Raw genomic sequence first — 16,977 nt, 5'->3', positions numbered from 1 at the left:
TAAGGACAAAGAGAATTTAAAAAATTAAACATAAAAAAAGACGGACAACATTTAAGTCATCCGTCTTTTTTCTTTACTCTTTGTTCTATTTTCGACTATTTGTCTAAAGCATATCTTCTAGCAACTTCAGTCCAGTTAATTACACTGAAAAAAGCTTCAATATAATCAGGTCTTCTGTTTTGGTAGTTTAGGTAGTAAGCATGTTCCCAAACATCCATTCCTAAAATTGGAGTTCCTTCACAACCTACTTCCGGCATTAATGGATTATCTTGGTTTGGTGTTCCGCAAACGTCTAACTTTCCTCCTTTAAGCACGCATAACCAAGCCCATCCAGAACCGAATTGTGTAGCTCCGGCTTTTGCAAACTTAGCTTTGAATTCTTCAAAAGTTCCAAAAGAAGCTTCGATAGCTGCTAATAAATCTCCTGTAGGTAATCCGCCTCCGTTTGGTGACATTACTGTCCAGAATAAGTTATGATTGTAATATCCGCCACCGTTATTACGAACTGCCGCGTTTTTTTTATCTAAGTTGATTAAGATGTTTTCTATTGTTTTTCCTTCTAAATCTGTACCTGCAATTGCAGCGTTAAGATTTGTTGTGTAAGCATTGTGATGTTTTGTATAGTGGATTTCCATCGTACGAGCATCAATATGTGGTTCTAATGCGTCATACGCATAAGGTAATTGTGGTAATTCGAAAGCCATAATATTATTGTTTTATGATTTATAATTAAATTTAATCCAAATTTATACATTTAACTTTGGAATTGAAAATACTATTTGACTATAATTAAATTAAATTAATTGATAATTTGATTTTCTAGGACTTATATTTTTAGAATTTCTTATTTTCCGTTATAAGTTGTCATAGTGTTTTCGAGTCCGGCAGTTCCAAAAGACTTAATGATTTCGGATGCTATTTCCAGACGTTCAGGGAGTTTTGCTTTTTCGGTTTCATCCCATTCGCCTAAAACGTAATCTACTTGTTGGCCTTTTTTAAACTCATCACTTATCCCGAATCTAAAACGGGTGTATTGTTGTGTGTTTAAGACCAAGTTAATGTTTTTGAGTCCGTTATGGCCTCCGTCGCTTCCTTTTGGTTTAATGCGGATCGTTCCAAATGAAAGATTAAGATCGTCAGTAATTACCATGATGTTTTCTAACGGAATGTTTTCTTTGTCCATCCAATATTTTACGGCTTTCCCACTTAGGTTCATGTAAGTATTCGGTTTTAAAAGTAAAAATGTTCTCCCTTTAAATTTGTATTCAGCAAGTGAGCCTAGTTTTACGGTTTCGAAAGATATATTTTCTTTTCGTGCTAAAAAGTCGACTATTTTAAAACCTATATTATGTCTTGTATTTACATATTCGGCTCCGATATTGCCTAATCCTACGATTAAAAATTTCTTCATATAATCTGATTTCTCTTCTGTTTTTGTTGATGAAAACAGGTTTGTTATCCATTTTATCATAAATGCAAAAGTACGGTTAATTGAGTAATAAGGCAATCGGATAATTAGAAAATGTGTCAATTAGATGATGAGGTATTTTTTTTATGTGTGGGTTTATAACCGAAAGGAGCGTTCAAGGAAAAAGGAGTGTAGATTTTGATATTTTTATTAAAACCTCAGAGTCTTTGGGTCTTTGGGCCAATGAAAAAACGAAACGTAATTGCTAGCCCTGATAGTAGCGGCATCCTTTTATTTTCTTTTCAAAATAAAAGATATAGCGGATAGCAGGAGTTTAGGTTGTTTGAAATTGTGAAGATTCTGCTCCTGGAAAATATAGGGCAAAAAAAAACACCAGTTTTGCAACTGATGTTTTTTGTAATTGTTTGAAAAAAATTATTTTTTCTTTCCTTTTGCAGGAGCTTTTGCAGCTTTTGCAGCTTCTTGAGCAGCTTTCATAGCAGCACGAGAAATTCTTACTTGAGCAACAACAGTGTTTTCTGGGTGCATAATTTTGTATTCTGGAGCACCAACTTTAGTAACGTACAATTTGTTACCCATTTCAAGTGGAGTAATGTCTGCTTCAACAAAATCCGGAAGGTTTTTAGGTAATGCTTTTACTTTAAGTTTACGAGTGTTTAAACGTAAAACACCTCCACCTAGAACACCTTTAGATGTGCCAACGATTTTTACTGGAACTTCCATAGTGATTTCTTTGTCATCAAATAATTGAAAGAAGTCAATGTGTAAAATTTTGTCAGATACTGGGTGTACTTGAATGTCTTGTAAGATTGCATTGAATGATTTTCCTTTTCCAAGCTCAATCACAACTGTGTGTGCGTTTGGAGTGTAAACCAAGTTTTTAAATGCCATAACTTCTGCTGAGAAATGAACTGCCTGATTTCCTCCGTATAATACGCAAGGAACCAATCCAGCATTACGTAAGGCTTTAGTTGACACTTTACCCACGCTTTCTCTTTCTGATCCTTTAATTGTAATCGATTTCATTGTAAAAAAATATAGTTATTAATAAATATTCTTGTTTCTTTAGCTTTAAGTACTTGACTTTAGGCTTTTTTTTAATGTGTAACAATGCTTATGGCTTACTGCCTAAAGTTTACTGCTTTTACATTATAAATTTTCCACTAATGGAATTGTTGTGGTGCACCATGTGCATAACTTCAGCAAAAAGAGGTGCACAACTCAACACTCTTATTTTTTTTGATTCCTTTTTTAGCGGAATTGAATCTGTTACGATTAATTCGCTTAATTTAGAATTCTCTATTTTCTCATAGGCATCGCCAGATAAAATAGCATGTGTACAGATTGCTCTAACACTTAATGCTCCTTTTTCGATCATTAAATCGGCTGCTTTCGCTAATGTACCACCGGTATCGATCATGTCGTCTACCAATATTACGTTTCTGCCTTTTACTTCACCGATTAATTCCATGGTGTCGATAATATTGGCAACTTTTCTTTGTTTGTAACAAATCACTACATCCGATTCTAAAAATTTAGAATAAGCATAAGCTCTTTTTGAACCTCCCATATCTGGAGAAGCGATTGTTAAATTCTCTAAACCTAAACTTTCTACATATGGTAAAAAGATTGTTGAGGCAAAAAGATGATCTACTGGTTTTTCAAAGAATCCTTGAATTTGATCTGCATGCAAATCCATTGTCATAACTCTTGTTGCTCCTGCAGCATCTAATAGATTGGCAACTAGTTTAGCTCCAATCGGCACTCTTGGTTTGTCTTTTCTATCTTGTCTAGCCCAACCAAAATAAGGCATTACAGCTGTAATATGTCTGGCCGATGCACGCTTTGCAGCATCGATCATTAGTAACAATTCCATTAAATTATCTGCTGTTGGAAAAGTTGAACAAACAATAAATACACGTAACCCTCTGATAGACTCTTCATATGATGGCTGAAATTCGCCATCGCTATAAGTAGACATTGTAACCTTGCCTAACGGTATCCCATATTGCTTTGCAATTTTTTCGGCAAGATAAACACTTTTTGAACACGCAAAAATTTTAGCTTCTGGTTCTAGGTGCGACATTATAATTTGTTGTTTTGTAGTTAGTTGTGTGTGCGTCGTTTTAACGAGGTGCAAATTTATAAAATTTATTGAACACTGAAAGGAAATTTTTAAGTATTTTGTTAGAAAATGTAAAATATTTTTATAAATTTGCACCGTGTTAAAGGAACAAGAGTTTATTATAAGGATAAAAACTGTTCTATTGCGTTAAAAGAATCGCTTTTAATTTTTAAAAAAGATTTTTTTTCGTCTGCTAAGCCCGGATGGCGGAATTGGTAGACGCGCTGGTCTCAAACACCTGTGGGAAACCGTGCCGGTTCGACTCCGGCTCCGGGTACAAAAACCTCTTCGAAAGAAGAGGTTTTTTTTGTTTTAGACATTTTTTGTTAAAGCTAATTTTACACTTTTTCGAATTTTTATTGTCTTCAGATAAACTCTTTTTAAATGTGTTTTTATTTTAAAGCGGTTCTTTGTCAGAGATATATAAAACTTTTTAACTTTGTGTTTGCAAAATATAATCAGTCATAAAAATGGAAAAAATCGAGCACATTAATTACGTCAAATCGCCCATTGCAGAAGTTTACAAGGCATTAACAACACAAGCAGGACTTGGAGCTGTCTGGACAGAAGAATTAATTGTTAAGCCAGAATTGGGTTTTATCAATGAATTTAATTTTGGAGATAATGATAACACAAAAATGAAAGTGTTAGAATTGGTTCCAAATCAAAGAATATTATGGGAATGTGTAGAGTCGGATCCAGAGTGGGTTGGAACGAAGATTTCATTTGACTTAACAGAAAAAAATGGAGTAACATCTGTTGTTCTCAAACACTTTGATTGGCGCGAACTGACAGAATTTTACCAATGGTGTAATTATAATTGGGCAATGTTCCTGCTAAGTCTAAAAAGTTATTGCGAAGATGGTGAAGGAACTCCTTATCAAAAAAGGAAGTTTTAGCATTTATAGTATTGAAGAAATTCTTATTTCTGAGAGTTCTTAATGTCTTTATATATAGCTAAGATTTCAGGATAAGTCCAATAAAGAGATGTATTGATAGAATACTTGGTATCGTCTTCATCAATGAATTCTAAATGATAGGTATATGGTTTTCTGTTCGTTTGTTCTTTCAGACTAATATCGATATTTTTGATGGCTAGAGATTTCTCCCAAGGTGTATTATATATTAAGCCTTTTAGGATTATAGTTTTGTTGTCTATTTGAATTTCATTTATAAAAATAATCGCTTTTTTATATGTCTTTATGAAGCTATATAATCCCAGAGAAAAGAATAAACAGGAAATGAATAACGGTATAAGGATAGGGTAATATACTTTGTCAAAATTAGACATCTCGTATCCAAAGATGCAGATGAATATACTTGAAAAAAATAATAAGGCTAGACTAATTAGTATGATAAAAAAATCTAGTCGTTCTAGAAAGGGTATGTGTTTAGTTTTCATTAGGCATATTGGGTTAGTGGTACCTGCTTATAATTATCCTGGGAAAAGAATTTTTTCATAAAAAAAATGCCCTCGATTAAGAGAGCATTTTGTATATCTATAAATAGTGTTAAGCAACTTTTTTGATTAAATCAAACATTGGGCAACGGCTACAACGCTTGTTTTCGTTTTTTTTGTATTTTTCGCAACAACTCGACTTGCAATTTTCAGCACGTTTAATTTTATCAAGGATCTCTTTTTTCTTCTTTTTCTTTTTATCCTTTTTTTTGTCCTTGTCTTTAACCTTATCTTTCTTGCCCAATTTTCCTGTGAATTAAAAAACTGATGCAAATATAAGTTATTTTTATATATTCTAAATAAACTTTAACTATTTTGGATTAATTGCAATAGAACTTGTAACAGTTAGTTGCTGGATATCACGGTCGAATAGGTATAAGCCACCTTTATCATCGCCAATTAAGTTAATTTTATCCAGGATAGATTTAGCTGTAGCTTCCTCTTCAATTTGTTCTGCAACGTACCATTGTAAGAAGTTATGAGTAGCATAATCTTTCTCGGAGAAAGTAATATGTACTAATTCGTTTATAGATTCAGAAACAAACAATTCATGTTTGTATAACTCTTCAAACATTTCTTTAAAAGTTGCGTAGCTGGTTTTTGGTGCTTTAAGGTCGGTAATTGTAGTTGCTCCTCCACGTTCGTTAACATAACGAACTAGTTTTAGCATATGTGCACGTTCTTCATCAGATTGTGTATACATAAATTCAGCAATTCCTTCTAGTCCATGTGCTTCTGCCCAACAAGCCATTGATAAATAAGTTTGTGAAGACTCTGCTTCTATACGAATTTGCTTGTTTAGCGCTGTTTCTATATTTTTTGATAACATAATCGTGAGTTTTTTGTAAAGTTAAAAAAAATTAAGCAATTCAAGGAAACCATCAACTCGATTTGAACAATTCAGATTCAGACTAAATACAATATGCTTTGTTTATTGTTTTTGGAAGGCTTTATGTAAGAGTTGAATAGAAATATATTGCTTTGTAGATATTAAATTAAGACTCGTTTTAAAGTATAAAAAAAAGCCCTAAAAGAAATTTCTCTTAGGGCATGATTTTAATTTAAAAAAGAATTTATTTTACTCTAAAAGTAACTCTTCTTGCTAATCTTCTTGCTTCCTCAGAATCTTTTTGGATAGATGTATCAGCTCCGTTAGGGATAACATTTAATCTAGAAGGCGAGATACCCGATTTTTCAAGGATAGTTTTAACATTGGTGGCTCTTAAGTTTGATAATTTCTCATTATACTCTGATTTACCAACTTGATCTGCATAACCTAGAATATCAAGAGAAGCCGAAGGGTTTTTTCTTAAATAAGTTAGAACAACATCTATAGCAGCAGTAGAATTTTCTATTGGAGTCGATTTGTTAAAGTCAAAATAAACGCTGTAATATTTGTCGTTAATCATTTCCTTCATAAGATCTTTTTCTACCACTACAACTGGGGCTACTACTTTATCTATAATAACTTGTTTCTCAGGTGTTTTATTTGCCAAAACTTCAAGGCCAGCTACTTTGCTTTCTAATGCCGAAATTTCATCTGCATTTGGTAAAATTACAATCCAGTCGGCATGTTTTATATTTTTACCTAAGTAAACATTTAATCCTACAGTACCATTAAAAAGAATTCCTGTAAATCCTCTTGTGTCTCCAGTAGTCGCACCATCGAAACTGGCATTTTGAGATGCATTAAGGATTGTTGTAAAATCTCCGGTTAGAGCAAATCGATCCGAAAGTCTGATTTGACCAGTTACACCAGCAATGAAATTACCCATTCGGTCCTTAACATGTAAGTCTTTATTCTCAAGTTGAGCCAAACCAAAACCGGCATGTCCTAATAAACCAATTGTTTTAGTCCAGGTTTCGAAGTTCATGATTCTTCCTAAGTTGGCTACAGCTTGTAAATCGGCTCTGTAATATTTAGAATCGAAGTCGATAGAATTATTTTTACCTGTAAAACTGTTGTATCCAAAATCGGCTTTTAAACCAAATTTGTTATTAAACATGTATCGCACACCTAAATCGGCAACATATGGACTCGGTGTCGAAGTGAAATAATCTGAAGTCATTGGGCGTTGTGGCTTGTTGAAACCACCTGCTAAATCTATAGACCATTTGTTAAAATCATTTCCAGTAGTTTTCTCTGTTCTCGATTGTGCATGTAAGCCTGTTAGACCTAAAGCAAAAGCGAGAGTGATTACAATTTTTTTCATTTTTATTGGGATTTTTAAAGTTACCCAAACAAACAAATTTATCAGAAAATTCCCTATCCAATAAAAGACATTTAAGCAACAGTATAAGTCAAATTGTTTAATGAGAATTGGCAATAAAAAATTCAGCTATGTAGCTGACTTTTAGGTATTATGATGGGTTTTGTTGATTGAGAATTCATTAGTTCTTGAAAATGATCTACAAATTGACCTACATGTAAAGCGTCTATCAGGCCATGATGTACGTGAACAGACATAGAAAATATTCTTTTTCCAGTTTCTGAAATCATCATTTTTCCAAAAGAAACTTTCGGGCAGCTATCGTGAAAAGAATAACTCCGAGCATGAGAAAGTGAAGTGAAATTTATCCACGGAATTGCCGAAAAATGAATGATGTTTTCTTCATTAAATGTTAGTGTAAAAAGTCCCGTTGTATTTTGTACGCGTTCGATTTCGGCCGATGCAATTTTTTCGAATATTCTAAAATCAGAATCGTAGTCAATTAAAGAGAAACCAAAAGTGCCATCTTCACGACCAATTGTTGCCGAACCACCAATGTTGTCATGTATGTAAACCTGGTCGCCGGCAATTCGATAACGAAAAGATTCAATAGCATTTATAGCAACTAATGTTTTATGTAGGTAATAAATAAAAAAAGAAGTCTTTAAGTTCTTGGCGTTTGCGTAAGCAATTGTACAATCGATCTCGACGGTTACACCAAAAAAAGGTTCATCCATTTGTTTAAAAAACAGAAAGTGTCCTTTTCTGTTCCAATTATCCAGATCTAAAAGGGTTTTCATTATATTAATTTATTTACTACTTCGGTTATTTTTTCAAAAGTAAAGAAGTTTTCGTGCTCTACTTTGTGACTTATTTTTTCGTGTTCCCAAGTCGTGTGAAACGGAATATGTACAGCATATCCTCCAATTCCTAAAACAGGTAAAACATCCGATTTTAACGAGTTTCCAATCATTAGGAATTCATCGGCTTTAATGTCTAAACGTTTTAATAGTTTTTTATAATCAACTTCTTGCTTGTCTGACATTACTTCGATATGGTGAAAATAATGTCCCAAACCAGAACGATGTAATTTACTGTGTTGGTCTTTTAAATCTCCTTTTGTGGCAACAACAAGTTTGTATTTACCATGAAGTGCTTGTAAAGTTTCTTCAACACCATCTAGTAAATCGATAGGTTTTTCAAGCAATTCTTTGCCGTACTGAATGATTTTTCCAATAACCTCGATAGAAATCGTATTATTCGAAATCTGTATCGCAGCTTCAATCATCGAAAGAATATATCCCTTAATTCCGTAACCATATAATGATAGATTCTGAATTTCGGTTTTAAATAATTCTTGTGATAATCCTTGATGCGAAAGATAATCTTCCATCAAGACACAAAATTTCTGTTCTGTTTCCTGAAAATATGGTTCATTTACAAATAAAGTATCATCGGCATCAAATGCGATTACTTTTAGTTTTGATATTTTGTCTTTATGTAACATTTAAAAATTTGTTTAAAGTTTAAAGTTTTCTTTGTTTAAAGTTTTTAGCCACGAATTATTAAAAAATAAAATCTGCTCAATCAGCCAAATCTGCGTGAAACGTTTTCATTAAAAATAAAAAATCCGTTTTTATCTGTGTTTTCGCTTTAACGAATCTGTGTCATCTGTGTACTTTTTCTCAATCTTAATTTTTAGAAAGCAGTTTCTTAAATGTAATCGTCTTATCGTAAAAAGTAATCCTAATCCCGAAGAGCAAGATGATTCCACCGAAAATCATTTGTAAAGTTATTTTTTCTTCTATAAATAACCAAGCCAATATCGAAGTTAGTACCGCCTGACTTAATAAACTTAGCGAAACTCTCGTGGCACGCATATGTTGTGTTGCATAACTTATGGAAAGCCAAGCGCACAATTGACATATTACAGCTTGAAGCACCAAAACGAACCAACCAGTATCGGAGAATCCTGTAAAAGGTTCATTTAAAAAATAACATACAATTCCAAGATAAATACTTGAAGCCGATAAAGTAATCGTCATAAAGGACAAAACATCAACTTCTGAAAGAACGTTTTTACTAATCAATAAATAGATAGAGTATAAGATTCCAGATAATACTGCAAAAAGGAAAGCAGCATCAAAACTCAGATTAATAAAAAAGCTAAATCCTACCAACGTAATCATTCCAAATAATGCTACCACAGTTCCGATCCAGAAATTGGTTGCAGGCTTGGATTTTAAAAATAAAAACGAACCAATACCAACCCAAAGCGGAGATAAATTTGTTAATAATGAAGCCTGAGTTGCACTTGAATCCTGAATGGCGATATTCCAAACGGCAACATCCGAGGCAAATAAAATTCCGCAAAGTGCTGCGAGGATTAAAAATTTAGTCTTCGGAAGTTTAAAACTTTTCGTGATAAGCACATAAGGCAAAAGAAAAGCCAGAGCAATTGCCATGCGATAAAAAGCCGAAATTAATCCCGGCGCTAATTTAAGTTTAACCAATATCGGAAAAATCGAAATACAAAGTATTCCGCAGATTAAGGCTAATCTTGGTTTTGTGATTTTCATTTTTAATGTTTTTGGAGCTTAATAAAACAGATGTATTTTCTAAGCTTTTTAATTTTAATTAAGCTTTTAGCTAAAAGCTTAATTTCTTAAACAAAAATACAGCAATTTGGAATTATTTGTGATGTATTTAAAAGTAAAACGCATGAATTAATTATGAAATTCACGCGTTTTATTATTTTGATGTCAAGCAGTAATAATCTTATTACAAGCTTTCTCAATTTGTTTATCCGAAAAAGGTTCCAGCGCTTTGGCTAGCATCCGACTGGTTTTTATACAACCAATCATTTTAGTTCTGATATCGAGATTATTCCCAATTTCAGATTCCAGAATCATGTCGAATATTTCTACCAGATATTCTGGTTGGTTCCTAAATTCACCTTCAAGCCAAAGAGCCGAAAGGAAATTTGCCACCGATGGCATTACATCATCATGTGATGGTTTTTGATTTTCTTTTGTCATAATCGAAAATATTAAACATACGAAACCCTCGCTTTAGATGTGACAAAATACCCGTAAGGATAGATTTCCCATAGTTTCCACAGGGACATCATGGCGAGGGAATCGCTTATGTTAACTTATAATAAAGTTTCAGGATTGCTCCTTAAGGTATTTTGTCGATACAAACTTATAAATATAAATCGATTAAAAAGTATAAAATACACGAAATTTCCTATATTTTATTTATGACTTTAGTTTATCGTTTCCCCATTAGGAACATCAGCATCAGGATTTACAAACACCAATTTTCCTTCAGCATTTGTAGTCATCAAGATCATACCTTGACTTTCCACACCACGTAAAGCTCTTGGAGCTAAGTTTGCTAAAACAGTTACGCGTTTACCAACAATTTCTTCAGGCGTAAAGCTTTCAGCAATTCCCGAAACAATCGTACGAATATCAATTCCGGTATCAATTTTAAGAACCAAAAGTTTGTTGGCTTTCGGCATTTTTTCTGCTTCAATGATTGTTCCTACACGTAAATCCATTTTGGCAAAATCCTCATATTGAATTAAATCTTTTTGAGGTTCTGCTTTTTTGTTTTCAGCAATGTTAGCGGTTTTTGTAGCTTCCAATTTGTCTATTTGTTTTTGTATTTCTTCGTCTTCGATTTTAGCAAAAAGCAATTCAGCTTCTCCAATTTGATGCCCTTCTGGAATTAATTCTGAATTCTCAGAAACGTCATTCCATTTTAATATGCCTTCGTTTTTCAATATTCTTGATAATTTAGCAGCAGTAAAAGGCAGGAATGGTTCTGATAAAATGCTCAATGCAGCAGCAATTTGAAGCGCTACATACATTTGAGTTTTTACGCGCTCTGGATTGTCTTTCATAACTTTCCAAGGCTCTTCGTCGGCAAGATATTTATTTCCTAAACGAGCAATATTCATTAATTCTCCCAATGCTTCACGGAACCTGTAACGTTCTATCGAACTTGTAATAACTGCAGGATATGCTTTTAATTCAGCCAAAGTAGCTTCATCAACTTCTGATAATTCATTTGGAGCAGGAATAAATCCGTCATAATACTTATTGGTCAAAACCACAACACGATTAATAAAGTTACCAAAAACGGCAACCAATTCGTTGTTGTTTCTCGCCTGAAAATCTTTCCATGTAAAGTCATTATCTTTAGTTTCCGGAGCGTTTGATGTCAATGCATAACGCAAAACATCTTGTTTCTCTGGGAAATCTTCTAAATATTCATGAAGCCAAACAGCCCAGTTTTTTGAAGTCGAAAGTTTGTTTCCTTCCAGGTTCAGGAATTCATTTGCAGGAACATTGTCTGGTAAAATATAACTTCCTTCGGCTTTAAGCATTGCAGGGAAAATGATACAGTGAAAAACAATATTATCTTTTCCTATAAAGTGAACCAATTTTGTGTCTTGATCTTTCCAGTATGGCTCCCAATCTTTTCCTTCACGAGCAGCCCATTCTTTGGTCGATGAAATATATCCGATAGGAGCATCAAACCAAACGTATAATTTTTTTCCTTCGGCACCTTCCACCGGAACATCAATTCCCCAATCAAGGTCACGCGTTACTGCACGAGGTTCTAGTCCGCCATCAACCCATGATTTTACTTGTCCGTAAACATTAGGTTTCCAATCGTTTTTGTGTCCAACCAAAATCCATTCGGTCAGGAAATCAGTATATCTGTCAAGAGGTAAAAACCAGTGTTTTGTCTTTTTTAATATTGGAGTTTCTCCAGTAATCGTTGATTTTGGATTAATCAAATCTGTCGCATTAAGCGTCGATCCACATTTTTCGCATTGATCGCCGTAAGCTTCTTCGTTGCCACATTTAGGACAAGTTCCTACCACAAAACGGTCAGCAAGAAACTGATTCGCTTTTGCATCGTATAATTGTTCTGTTACTTCCTCGATGAAATCTCCTTTATCGTATAATGTTCTAAAGAATTCCGAAGCGGTATCATGATGAATTTTAGCCGAAGTTCTAGAATAATTGTCAAAAGAAATTCCGAAATCAGAAAATGATTTACGGATAATTCCGTCATATTTATCAATAACTTGTTGTGGTGTAACTCCTTCTTTTTTGGCTTTCATCGATATTGCAACGCCATGTTCATCACTTCCGCAAATAAACGCAACGTCTTTTCCTTGCAAACGTAAATATCTAGAATAAATATCTGCTGGCACGTAAACCCCCGCCAAATGGCCAATGTGTATCGGTCCGTTTGTGTAAGGCAAAGCAGCAGTGATGGTATATCTCTTAGGATCTTGTAACATAAAATGGATTTTTATTTTTCTGATAAAGCCGTAAATAAGCCGACTTCAAGTTTTAACATGATAAATTCTGTGCAAAAATAAGCAATAGAATTGAGTCCCGACGCTTCGTGATATTGTTTTTTATTAAGAGCAATTTCTGCTCCCGACACTTCGGGACAATTTATCTTTTTGAGAAAGGTTCTGAGGCACTAAGTTGCAAAGATAATATTGAGGATGTTTTGTGTAAAAACCACGTCTTTAAAACTTTGCGTGAAGCAGATCTTAAGTCTTTGAAATTAAAATAATCTTAGCGAGTCTTTAATGAAGCCTTCGTACAACTTCGCGTGTAATAACTTTTTTGCAAAAACACCTTTATAAAGTAGAATTAATTTAAACTAGGGCTTTCAAGGATAAAAACCGCAATTCAATGCAAATCCTTCGAAATATATTTTGCAATCTTTGACCCCAAAAAAGAAAAGAACATTATGAGCAAGACTAAACTAATAATTAATAAAAACGGATCTATAAAAATTGAAGGTGATTTTGAAATAATGGATTCCGAAGGAACTGTTTACGGATTACAAGGAAGAGCTGCATTAGGTCTTTGTCGTTGTGGATTGTCATCAAACAAACCTTTTTGCGATGGTGCACACCGCAATAGTTTTGAACATGATTCAAAAGCATTCGATTTGCCACCAATGAAAACAAGCTAAGAATTTCGTTTTCTACTATTATATAGAAAAGCTGCACTAAGAATGCAGCTTTTTTTGTTTGTTAAAATTGTCTATATATAAAGCTCCCCGCGCATTGTTATGGCGGAAGAACCACCAACCAAAATATCATTTTGCCTAGACATTACTTCAATCAGCGACGATTGATTTAATTTTACGCCTTGTAAAATTTTATATTCTTTATTCGGTTGTGTATATCTATTTTTTGTCAAAAAACCGATTAAAGGTCCAGCGGCCGTTCCTGTAGCAGCATCTTCTTCTATCCCGATTATTGGATTAAAAAAACGCGCTTCGACGATATTGTCCTGATCTTCGTCGGTAATTGTAAAGCAATAAAAACCTTCAAATTGATGTTCTTTGGAGATTTCGATTAAGAGTTTGCTGTCAGGAGTACAATCGTTGAGTAATTGATTATTCCTAATCGGTACCATCACATGCGAAACTTCTGTTTGAACCACCGTTGGAACAAGCATATTTACTTCTAAATCTTCAATTTTTAAACCGAGCGCTATTGCTATTTTATAAGTAGGAACTTGGTGTTTAATGACTGCTTGTTTTTGATGCATTTGCACGATAGGATATTGAGTATCCGAATCGAAACTTACCGTTAATCGTATCGGAGCGTTCTTCATCATTACAAAGCGATTGTCTTCGTCTTGCTCATCGAATATTGGCATTTTTTTTAGTAATGCGCCACAAACTGCACCTAATAAATTGTGTCCCGCTCCATCTATTTCAAAACCTATAGGCGTAAAAGAACGAACATTTAGCGCTTTTTGTGCTGTGGAATAATAAACAAAAGAAGTCTCGGAATATCCAAATTCTTTCGCAATATTTTGATAAACTTCTAATTCTAGATTGCCATCCGTAAAGACAACAGACAAAGGATTTCCCTTGTAACTTGTATTGGAGAATACATCCAAGACATAATATTCTAATGCTATTCTTTCTCTCATTATCTATCTTTTTAAATGGATGTTTTTTTGATACGTTTGCTTGTTAAAAATACAATTATATAATTGAAATCTATTGGAATTTTATTCTTCTAGTTCTTTCCAGCAAATATTTATTTCTCGTTGAATTTGTTTCTCTAACTTGGGAAGCTCATTTATAACCCAAAACTGACTTTCTTTAGTCAGGTAGTATTTATTCTCGTTAAGTTTAACATTCATTGCTCCAGTAATTAGCGGAATCATTTCATCAACTTCGGATGTTCCATTTGCAAAATTTGGACCTATTAAATATTTTAAAATAGCCTTTTCGTATTTAGGCTTATAATATAAAATATGACTCACTATTGGGAAATAGAAGTAAAAATAGCTATTAGTGTTAGATGCGTATTGAATTTTATGGAATTCGGAGATTAAAACATCAGATTGTGAATTGGTAGTTTCTAGATTTAGTTCTTTTAATAATTCAAAAGTCTTTTTTGCACTTTGGGTTATGTTTCCCATTTTTTTTAAAGATGAAAATGTCTCCTCAAATTCTGAGTTATTGATTGGTTTTATATTAATCAGATTAAAAATTTTCAATTTAGTATTTATGATTTCTGTTGAGTGAAAGTTTCTCTAATTCTAAAATAGAGATGCAATCACAAATTTGCAATCGCTCTAACGATCCATAAAAGTATAATAAATCCTAGAGAAGAGAATTGAACTTTATTCACTTTTCGACTTCCAAACTTCCGAACCATAAAACGGTCAATTAGTATGATTAAAAGAATCGGAATTAACCAAAACAAAATGTAAATTCCCATTAATCCATCTTCTGCAGAATTTCCGTTTATCAGGATTATTGCATAAATAATACCTGTGATAATAGAGAGTATTCCTGTAACAAAGAACAGCGTCAGGTTTTTAGGTGAGTTATTCATGAGTTATAGGTTTTTCTTTATTAGTTTAATTCTCGTCAAGCTTAAATTCTTCGATGTCGGAATGTCTAAAAACTTCAGTTTAAGGTTGTTTATTCGCGGTCAATTAATTTATCATTTTCATAAACCAACAACTTTCTATTTGGAACTATTAGTTTAGGATGTATATTTAAAATGGATTTATAATATCCATCGGTTATCGAAAAATACCATTTTTCACCAATATGATTTGATACCATTATTATAAATGCTTCAGATACAGATTTAATGCTGTCTTTTTTTAATATTGTAGTCATTGGGATACTACATTGTAGCTCATCTTTAGTTTTATATACTTTGGAATGTGTTCCTAAAGTTATTTGGGTATTAGTTACCCCTTTTCTCTTGGCTTCATCAAAAAGAAATTTGAATACAACAGCAACACTGTCTTTACTATTGTAAAGAAGTTTGGTGACTTTTGGTGAAATATTATTTGCCAATGAAATATAATCCTGAGTCATAAATAGATGTTCTATGTTTCGAATCTGGAGGTTAAGTCTTTTTTCCTGATGTTGATTAAGCTTGACCTGGGCGTTTCCAAACGTAAATGATAAAAGAATTAAAAAATGATAAAAGTTCTTCATCTGTAATGCTGTTTGCGGCTATCTTTTAAATTAGTTTAATTTTCGTAAAGTTTAAATTCTTCGATGTCGTGATATCCAAAAACTTCAATTTCGGGATGTTCGGTTATTAAATTTCTGATTTTATCTAATGTTTCTAATCTTAAATCATTGTCTTCTGCTCTCATTCTGGCTAACTGGTTTACTGGATGATTGCTATCAGTAAGTTCTATTCTCATGTAATAGGCATCGGCGATGTAAAACAACCATTTATTGTCTGTTTTTATTGCAACGCCACAATGCCCTAAAGTATGCCCGAAAAGCGGAATAAGAAAGATTTCTGTTTCAGTATTTGTATTTACTTTTCTCGCTTCAAATCCGAACCAATCGATGTCGGATTTTTTATAGGTTGTAATAGTTGGATTATGCGATAATGGGATTTTTAAATACCTTGGATTTCCAGAATTGAAGTTTTCGTATTCTTCAATTCCCACGTGAACAATTGCATTAGGAAAATCGGCAAGACCGCCAATATGATCATTATCCAAATGCGAAATAACGCAATCGGTAACTTCATTAGGGCTAAGACCTAATTTCTCAATTTGCCTTATAGCAGTTTGATTTTCGTTAAAACGATAACCAACCATATCTATAAGCTGTTGTCCTATTCTTTCTTCTGGTTTTTGAATGTCCAAAAGTCCAATACCTGTATCTATCAAAATGAGTTTATCGTTCTCTTTAATTAATAGGCAATGTCCAGAAACATTGTCGTTAACGGGTGAAACTATTTTTACGCAGTTTAAATGGTAGATTTTTGTCATGGTTGTTTTGTTGTAATGCTACTAGTGTTTTACTGTTTGGTGAATTTAGTTGTTTGTTTGTCAGTGTTTTATTTTAGGTAAAACACGGATGAAAATGTTGGTTTTATATAAGTCTCAATTTCGTTGGGTTCTTAATTTCTTAGTTTAATTTTGAATATCTAATTATCATATCTCCAAAGATTTTTGCTTCATATTCAATCTGTTCTCCCCATTTTTCTTCATTATGTGGATTTTCAATGATATTTCGACTATTCCAATCTAATTTGCTTATTTCTTCTGTATTAGTATTTAAATGATTGCTAAAATAATGCTTTTTCATTGCAATATAATCTCACAAATTTATTTATCTAATAAAAACGGGATTGCGTTAGGGATTGCCGACAGCCTGACGAAGGAAGTGCGAGGACTTGTAGCGAATAGCCCGACCC

General features: G+C 33.2%; 20 protein-coding genes and 1 tRNA gene. 3 read left to right on the top strand and 18 right to left on the bottom strand.

Translation table 11 applies throughout. The annotated features are described in order from the left end of the window. Positions 1 to 95: 95 nt before the first annotated feature. From OIU83_RS18015 to OIU83_RS18000, 4 genes are all read right to left on the bottom strand, one after another. A complete protein-coding gene (locus OIU83_RS18015; protein WP_264207651.1) occupies positions 96 to 704 on the bottom strand; it encodes a superoxide dismutase in 609 nt (202 codons plus the stop codon). Positions 705 to 844: 140 nt separating this feature from the next. Then, positions 845 to 1,471 (bottom strand): aminoacyl-tRNA hydrolase, encoded by a 627-nt coding sequence (gene pth / locus OIU83_RS18010; protein ID WP_264207650.1) that lies wholly within the window; start codon positions 1,469 to 1,471, stop codon positions 845 to 847. Positions 1,472 to 1,843: 372 nt separating this feature from the next. Beyond that, positions 1,844 to 2,455: a 50S ribosomal protein L25/general stress protein Ctc gene (locus OIU83_RS18005; RefSeq protein ID WP_264207649.1), complete on the bottom strand. Its 612-nt coding sequence runs from the start codon at positions 2,453 to 2,455 to the stop codon at positions 1,844 to 1,846. A 118-nt stretch (positions 2,456 to 2,573) separates the two neighbouring features. After that, complete coding sequence (locus OIU83_RS18000) at positions 2,574 to 3,515, bottom strand: ribose-phosphate pyrophosphokinase (protein WP_264207648.1); 942 nt, start codon at positions 3,513 to 3,515, stop codon at positions 2,574 to 2,576. Between the two features lie 236 nt (positions 3,516 to 3,751). Between OIU83_RS18000 and OIU83_RS17995 the strand changes: the two genes are divergently transcribed. Beyond that, positions 3,752 to 3,831: transfer RNA gene (locus OIU83_RS17995), tRNA-Leu, on the top strand. A gap of 193 nt (positions 3,832 to 4,024) precedes the next feature. Continuing rightward, entirely contained in the window at positions 4,025 to 4,453 is a 429-nt protein-coding gene (locus OIU83_RS17990) for an SRPBCC family protein (protein WP_264207647.1), read from the top strand. Between the two features lie 23 nt (positions 4,454 to 4,476). Here OIU83_RS17990 and OIU83_RS17985 read toward each other — a convergent pair whose 3' ends face one another. From OIU83_RS17985 to metG, 8 genes are all read right to left on the bottom strand, one after another. Continuing rightward, positions 4,477 to 4,956: a hypothetical protein gene (locus OIU83_RS17985; protein ID WP_264207646.1), complete on the bottom strand. Its 480-nt coding sequence runs from the start codon at positions 4,954 to 4,956 to the stop codon at positions 4,477 to 4,479. Between the two features lie 367 nt (positions 4,957 to 5,323). Then, positions 5,324 to 5,842 (bottom strand): ferritin, encoded by a 519-nt coding sequence (locus OIU83_RS17980; RefSeq protein ID WP_264207645.1) that lies wholly within the window; start codon positions 5,840 to 5,842, stop codon positions 5,324 to 5,326. Positions 5,843 to 6,086: 244 nt separating this feature from the next. Next, positions 6,087 to 7,226 carry an OmpA family protein gene (locus OIU83_RS17975; protein ID WP_264207644.1) on the bottom strand — a complete coding sequence of 380 codons (1,140 nt, stop codon included), beginning with the start codon at positions 7,224 to 7,226 and terminating at the stop codon, positions 6,087 to 6,089. A gap of 122 nt (positions 7,227 to 7,348) precedes the next feature. Further along, on the bottom strand, positions 7,349 to 8,023 hold the full coding sequence (locus OIU83_RS17970; RefSeq protein WP_264207643.1) for a chloramphenicol acetyltransferase: 675 nt from the start codon (positions 8,021 to 8,023) through the stop codon (positions 7,349 to 7,351). Continuing rightward, on the bottom strand, positions 8,023 to 8,730 hold the full coding sequence (locus OIU83_RS17965; protein ID WP_264207642.1) for an HAD family hydrolase: 708 nt from the start codon (positions 8,728 to 8,730) through the stop codon (positions 8,023 to 8,025). Before OIU83_RS17965 ends, OIU83_RS17970 begins: the two co-directional genes overlap by 1 nt. 184 nt (positions 8,731 to 8,914) lie before the next feature. After that, the gene (locus tag OIU83_RS17960; RefSeq protein WP_264207641.1) at positions 8,915 to 9,802 is read right to left on the bottom strand and encodes a DMT family transporter; all 888 of its coding nucleotides are present in this window, start codon (positions 9,800 to 9,802) and stop codon (positions 8,915 to 8,917) included. Positions 9,803 to 9,985: 183 nt separating this feature from the next. Continuing rightward, positions 9,986 to 10,261 carry a hypothetical protein gene (locus OIU83_RS17955; RefSeq protein WP_264207640.1) on the bottom strand — a complete coding sequence of 92 codons (276 nt, stop codon included), beginning with the start codon at positions 10,259 to 10,261 and terminating at the stop codon, positions 9,986 to 9,988. Between the two features lie 230 nt (positions 10,262 to 10,491). Then, positions 10,492 to 12,549, bottom strand: a complete 2,058-nt coding sequence (metG, locus tag OIU83_RS17950; RefSeq protein ID WP_264207639.1) for a methionine--tRNA ligase — start codon at positions 12,547 to 12,549, stop codon at positions 10,492 to 10,494. 464 nt (positions 12,550 to 13,013) lie between these two features. On the opposite strand from metG, the gene OIU83_RS17945 reads away from it, so the two are divergent. After that, complete coding sequence (locus tag OIU83_RS17945) at positions 13,014 to 13,241, top strand: CDGSH iron-sulfur domain-containing protein (protein ID WP_264207638.1); 228 nt, start codon at positions 13,014 to 13,016, stop codon at positions 13,239 to 13,241. Between the two features lie 71 nt (positions 13,242 to 13,312). Here the strand turns inward: OIU83_RS17945 and OIU83_RS17940 are convergent, their stop codons facing one another. From OIU83_RS17940 to OIU83_RS17915, 6 genes are all read right to left on the bottom strand, one after another. Continuing rightward, positions 13,313 to 14,215, bottom strand: a complete 903-nt coding sequence (locus OIU83_RS17940; protein ID WP_264207637.1) for a PhzF family phenazine biosynthesis protein — start codon at positions 14,213 to 14,215, stop codon at positions 13,313 to 13,315. Between the two features lie 81 nt (positions 14,216 to 14,296). After that, positions 14,297 to 14,713: a hypothetical protein gene (locus tag OIU83_RS17935; RefSeq protein WP_264207636.1), complete on the bottom strand. Its 417-nt coding sequence runs from the start codon at positions 14,711 to 14,713 to the stop codon at positions 14,297 to 14,299. 137 nt (positions 14,714 to 14,850) lie between these two features. Further along, the gene (locus tag OIU83_RS17930; protein WP_264207635.1) at positions 14,851 to 15,132 is read right to left on the bottom strand and encodes a hypothetical protein; all 282 of its coding nucleotides are present in this window, start codon (positions 15,130 to 15,132) and stop codon (positions 14,851 to 14,853) included. A gap of 89 nt (positions 15,133 to 15,221) precedes the next feature. Continuing rightward, positions 15,222 to 15,752, bottom strand: a complete 531-nt coding sequence (locus OIU83_RS17925; RefSeq protein WP_264207634.1) for a hypothetical protein — start codon at positions 15,750 to 15,752, stop codon at positions 15,222 to 15,224. 35 nt (positions 15,753 to 15,787) lie between these two features. Then, on the bottom strand, positions 15,788 to 16,549 hold the full coding sequence (locus OIU83_RS17920; protein WP_264207633.1) for an MBL fold metallo-hydrolase: 762 nt from the start codon (positions 16,547 to 16,549) through the stop codon (positions 15,788 to 15,790). A gap of 139 nt (positions 16,550 to 16,688) precedes the next feature. Further along, a complete protein-coding gene (locus OIU83_RS17915; RefSeq protein ID WP_264207632.1) occupies positions 16,689 to 16,868 on the bottom strand; it encodes a hypothetical protein in 180 nt (59 codons plus the stop codon). Between the last annotated feature and the right edge of the window lie 109 nt (positions 16,869 to 16,977).

It is taken from the genome of Flavobacterium shii (assembly GCF_025847235.1).
Lineage (GTDB): Bacteria > Bacteroidota > Bacteroidia > Flavobacteriales > Flavobacteriaceae > Flavobacterium > Flavobacterium shii.
Note: the sequence above shows the minus strand (reverse complement) of the source record. Positions and strands in the feature narration are given on the sequence as shown.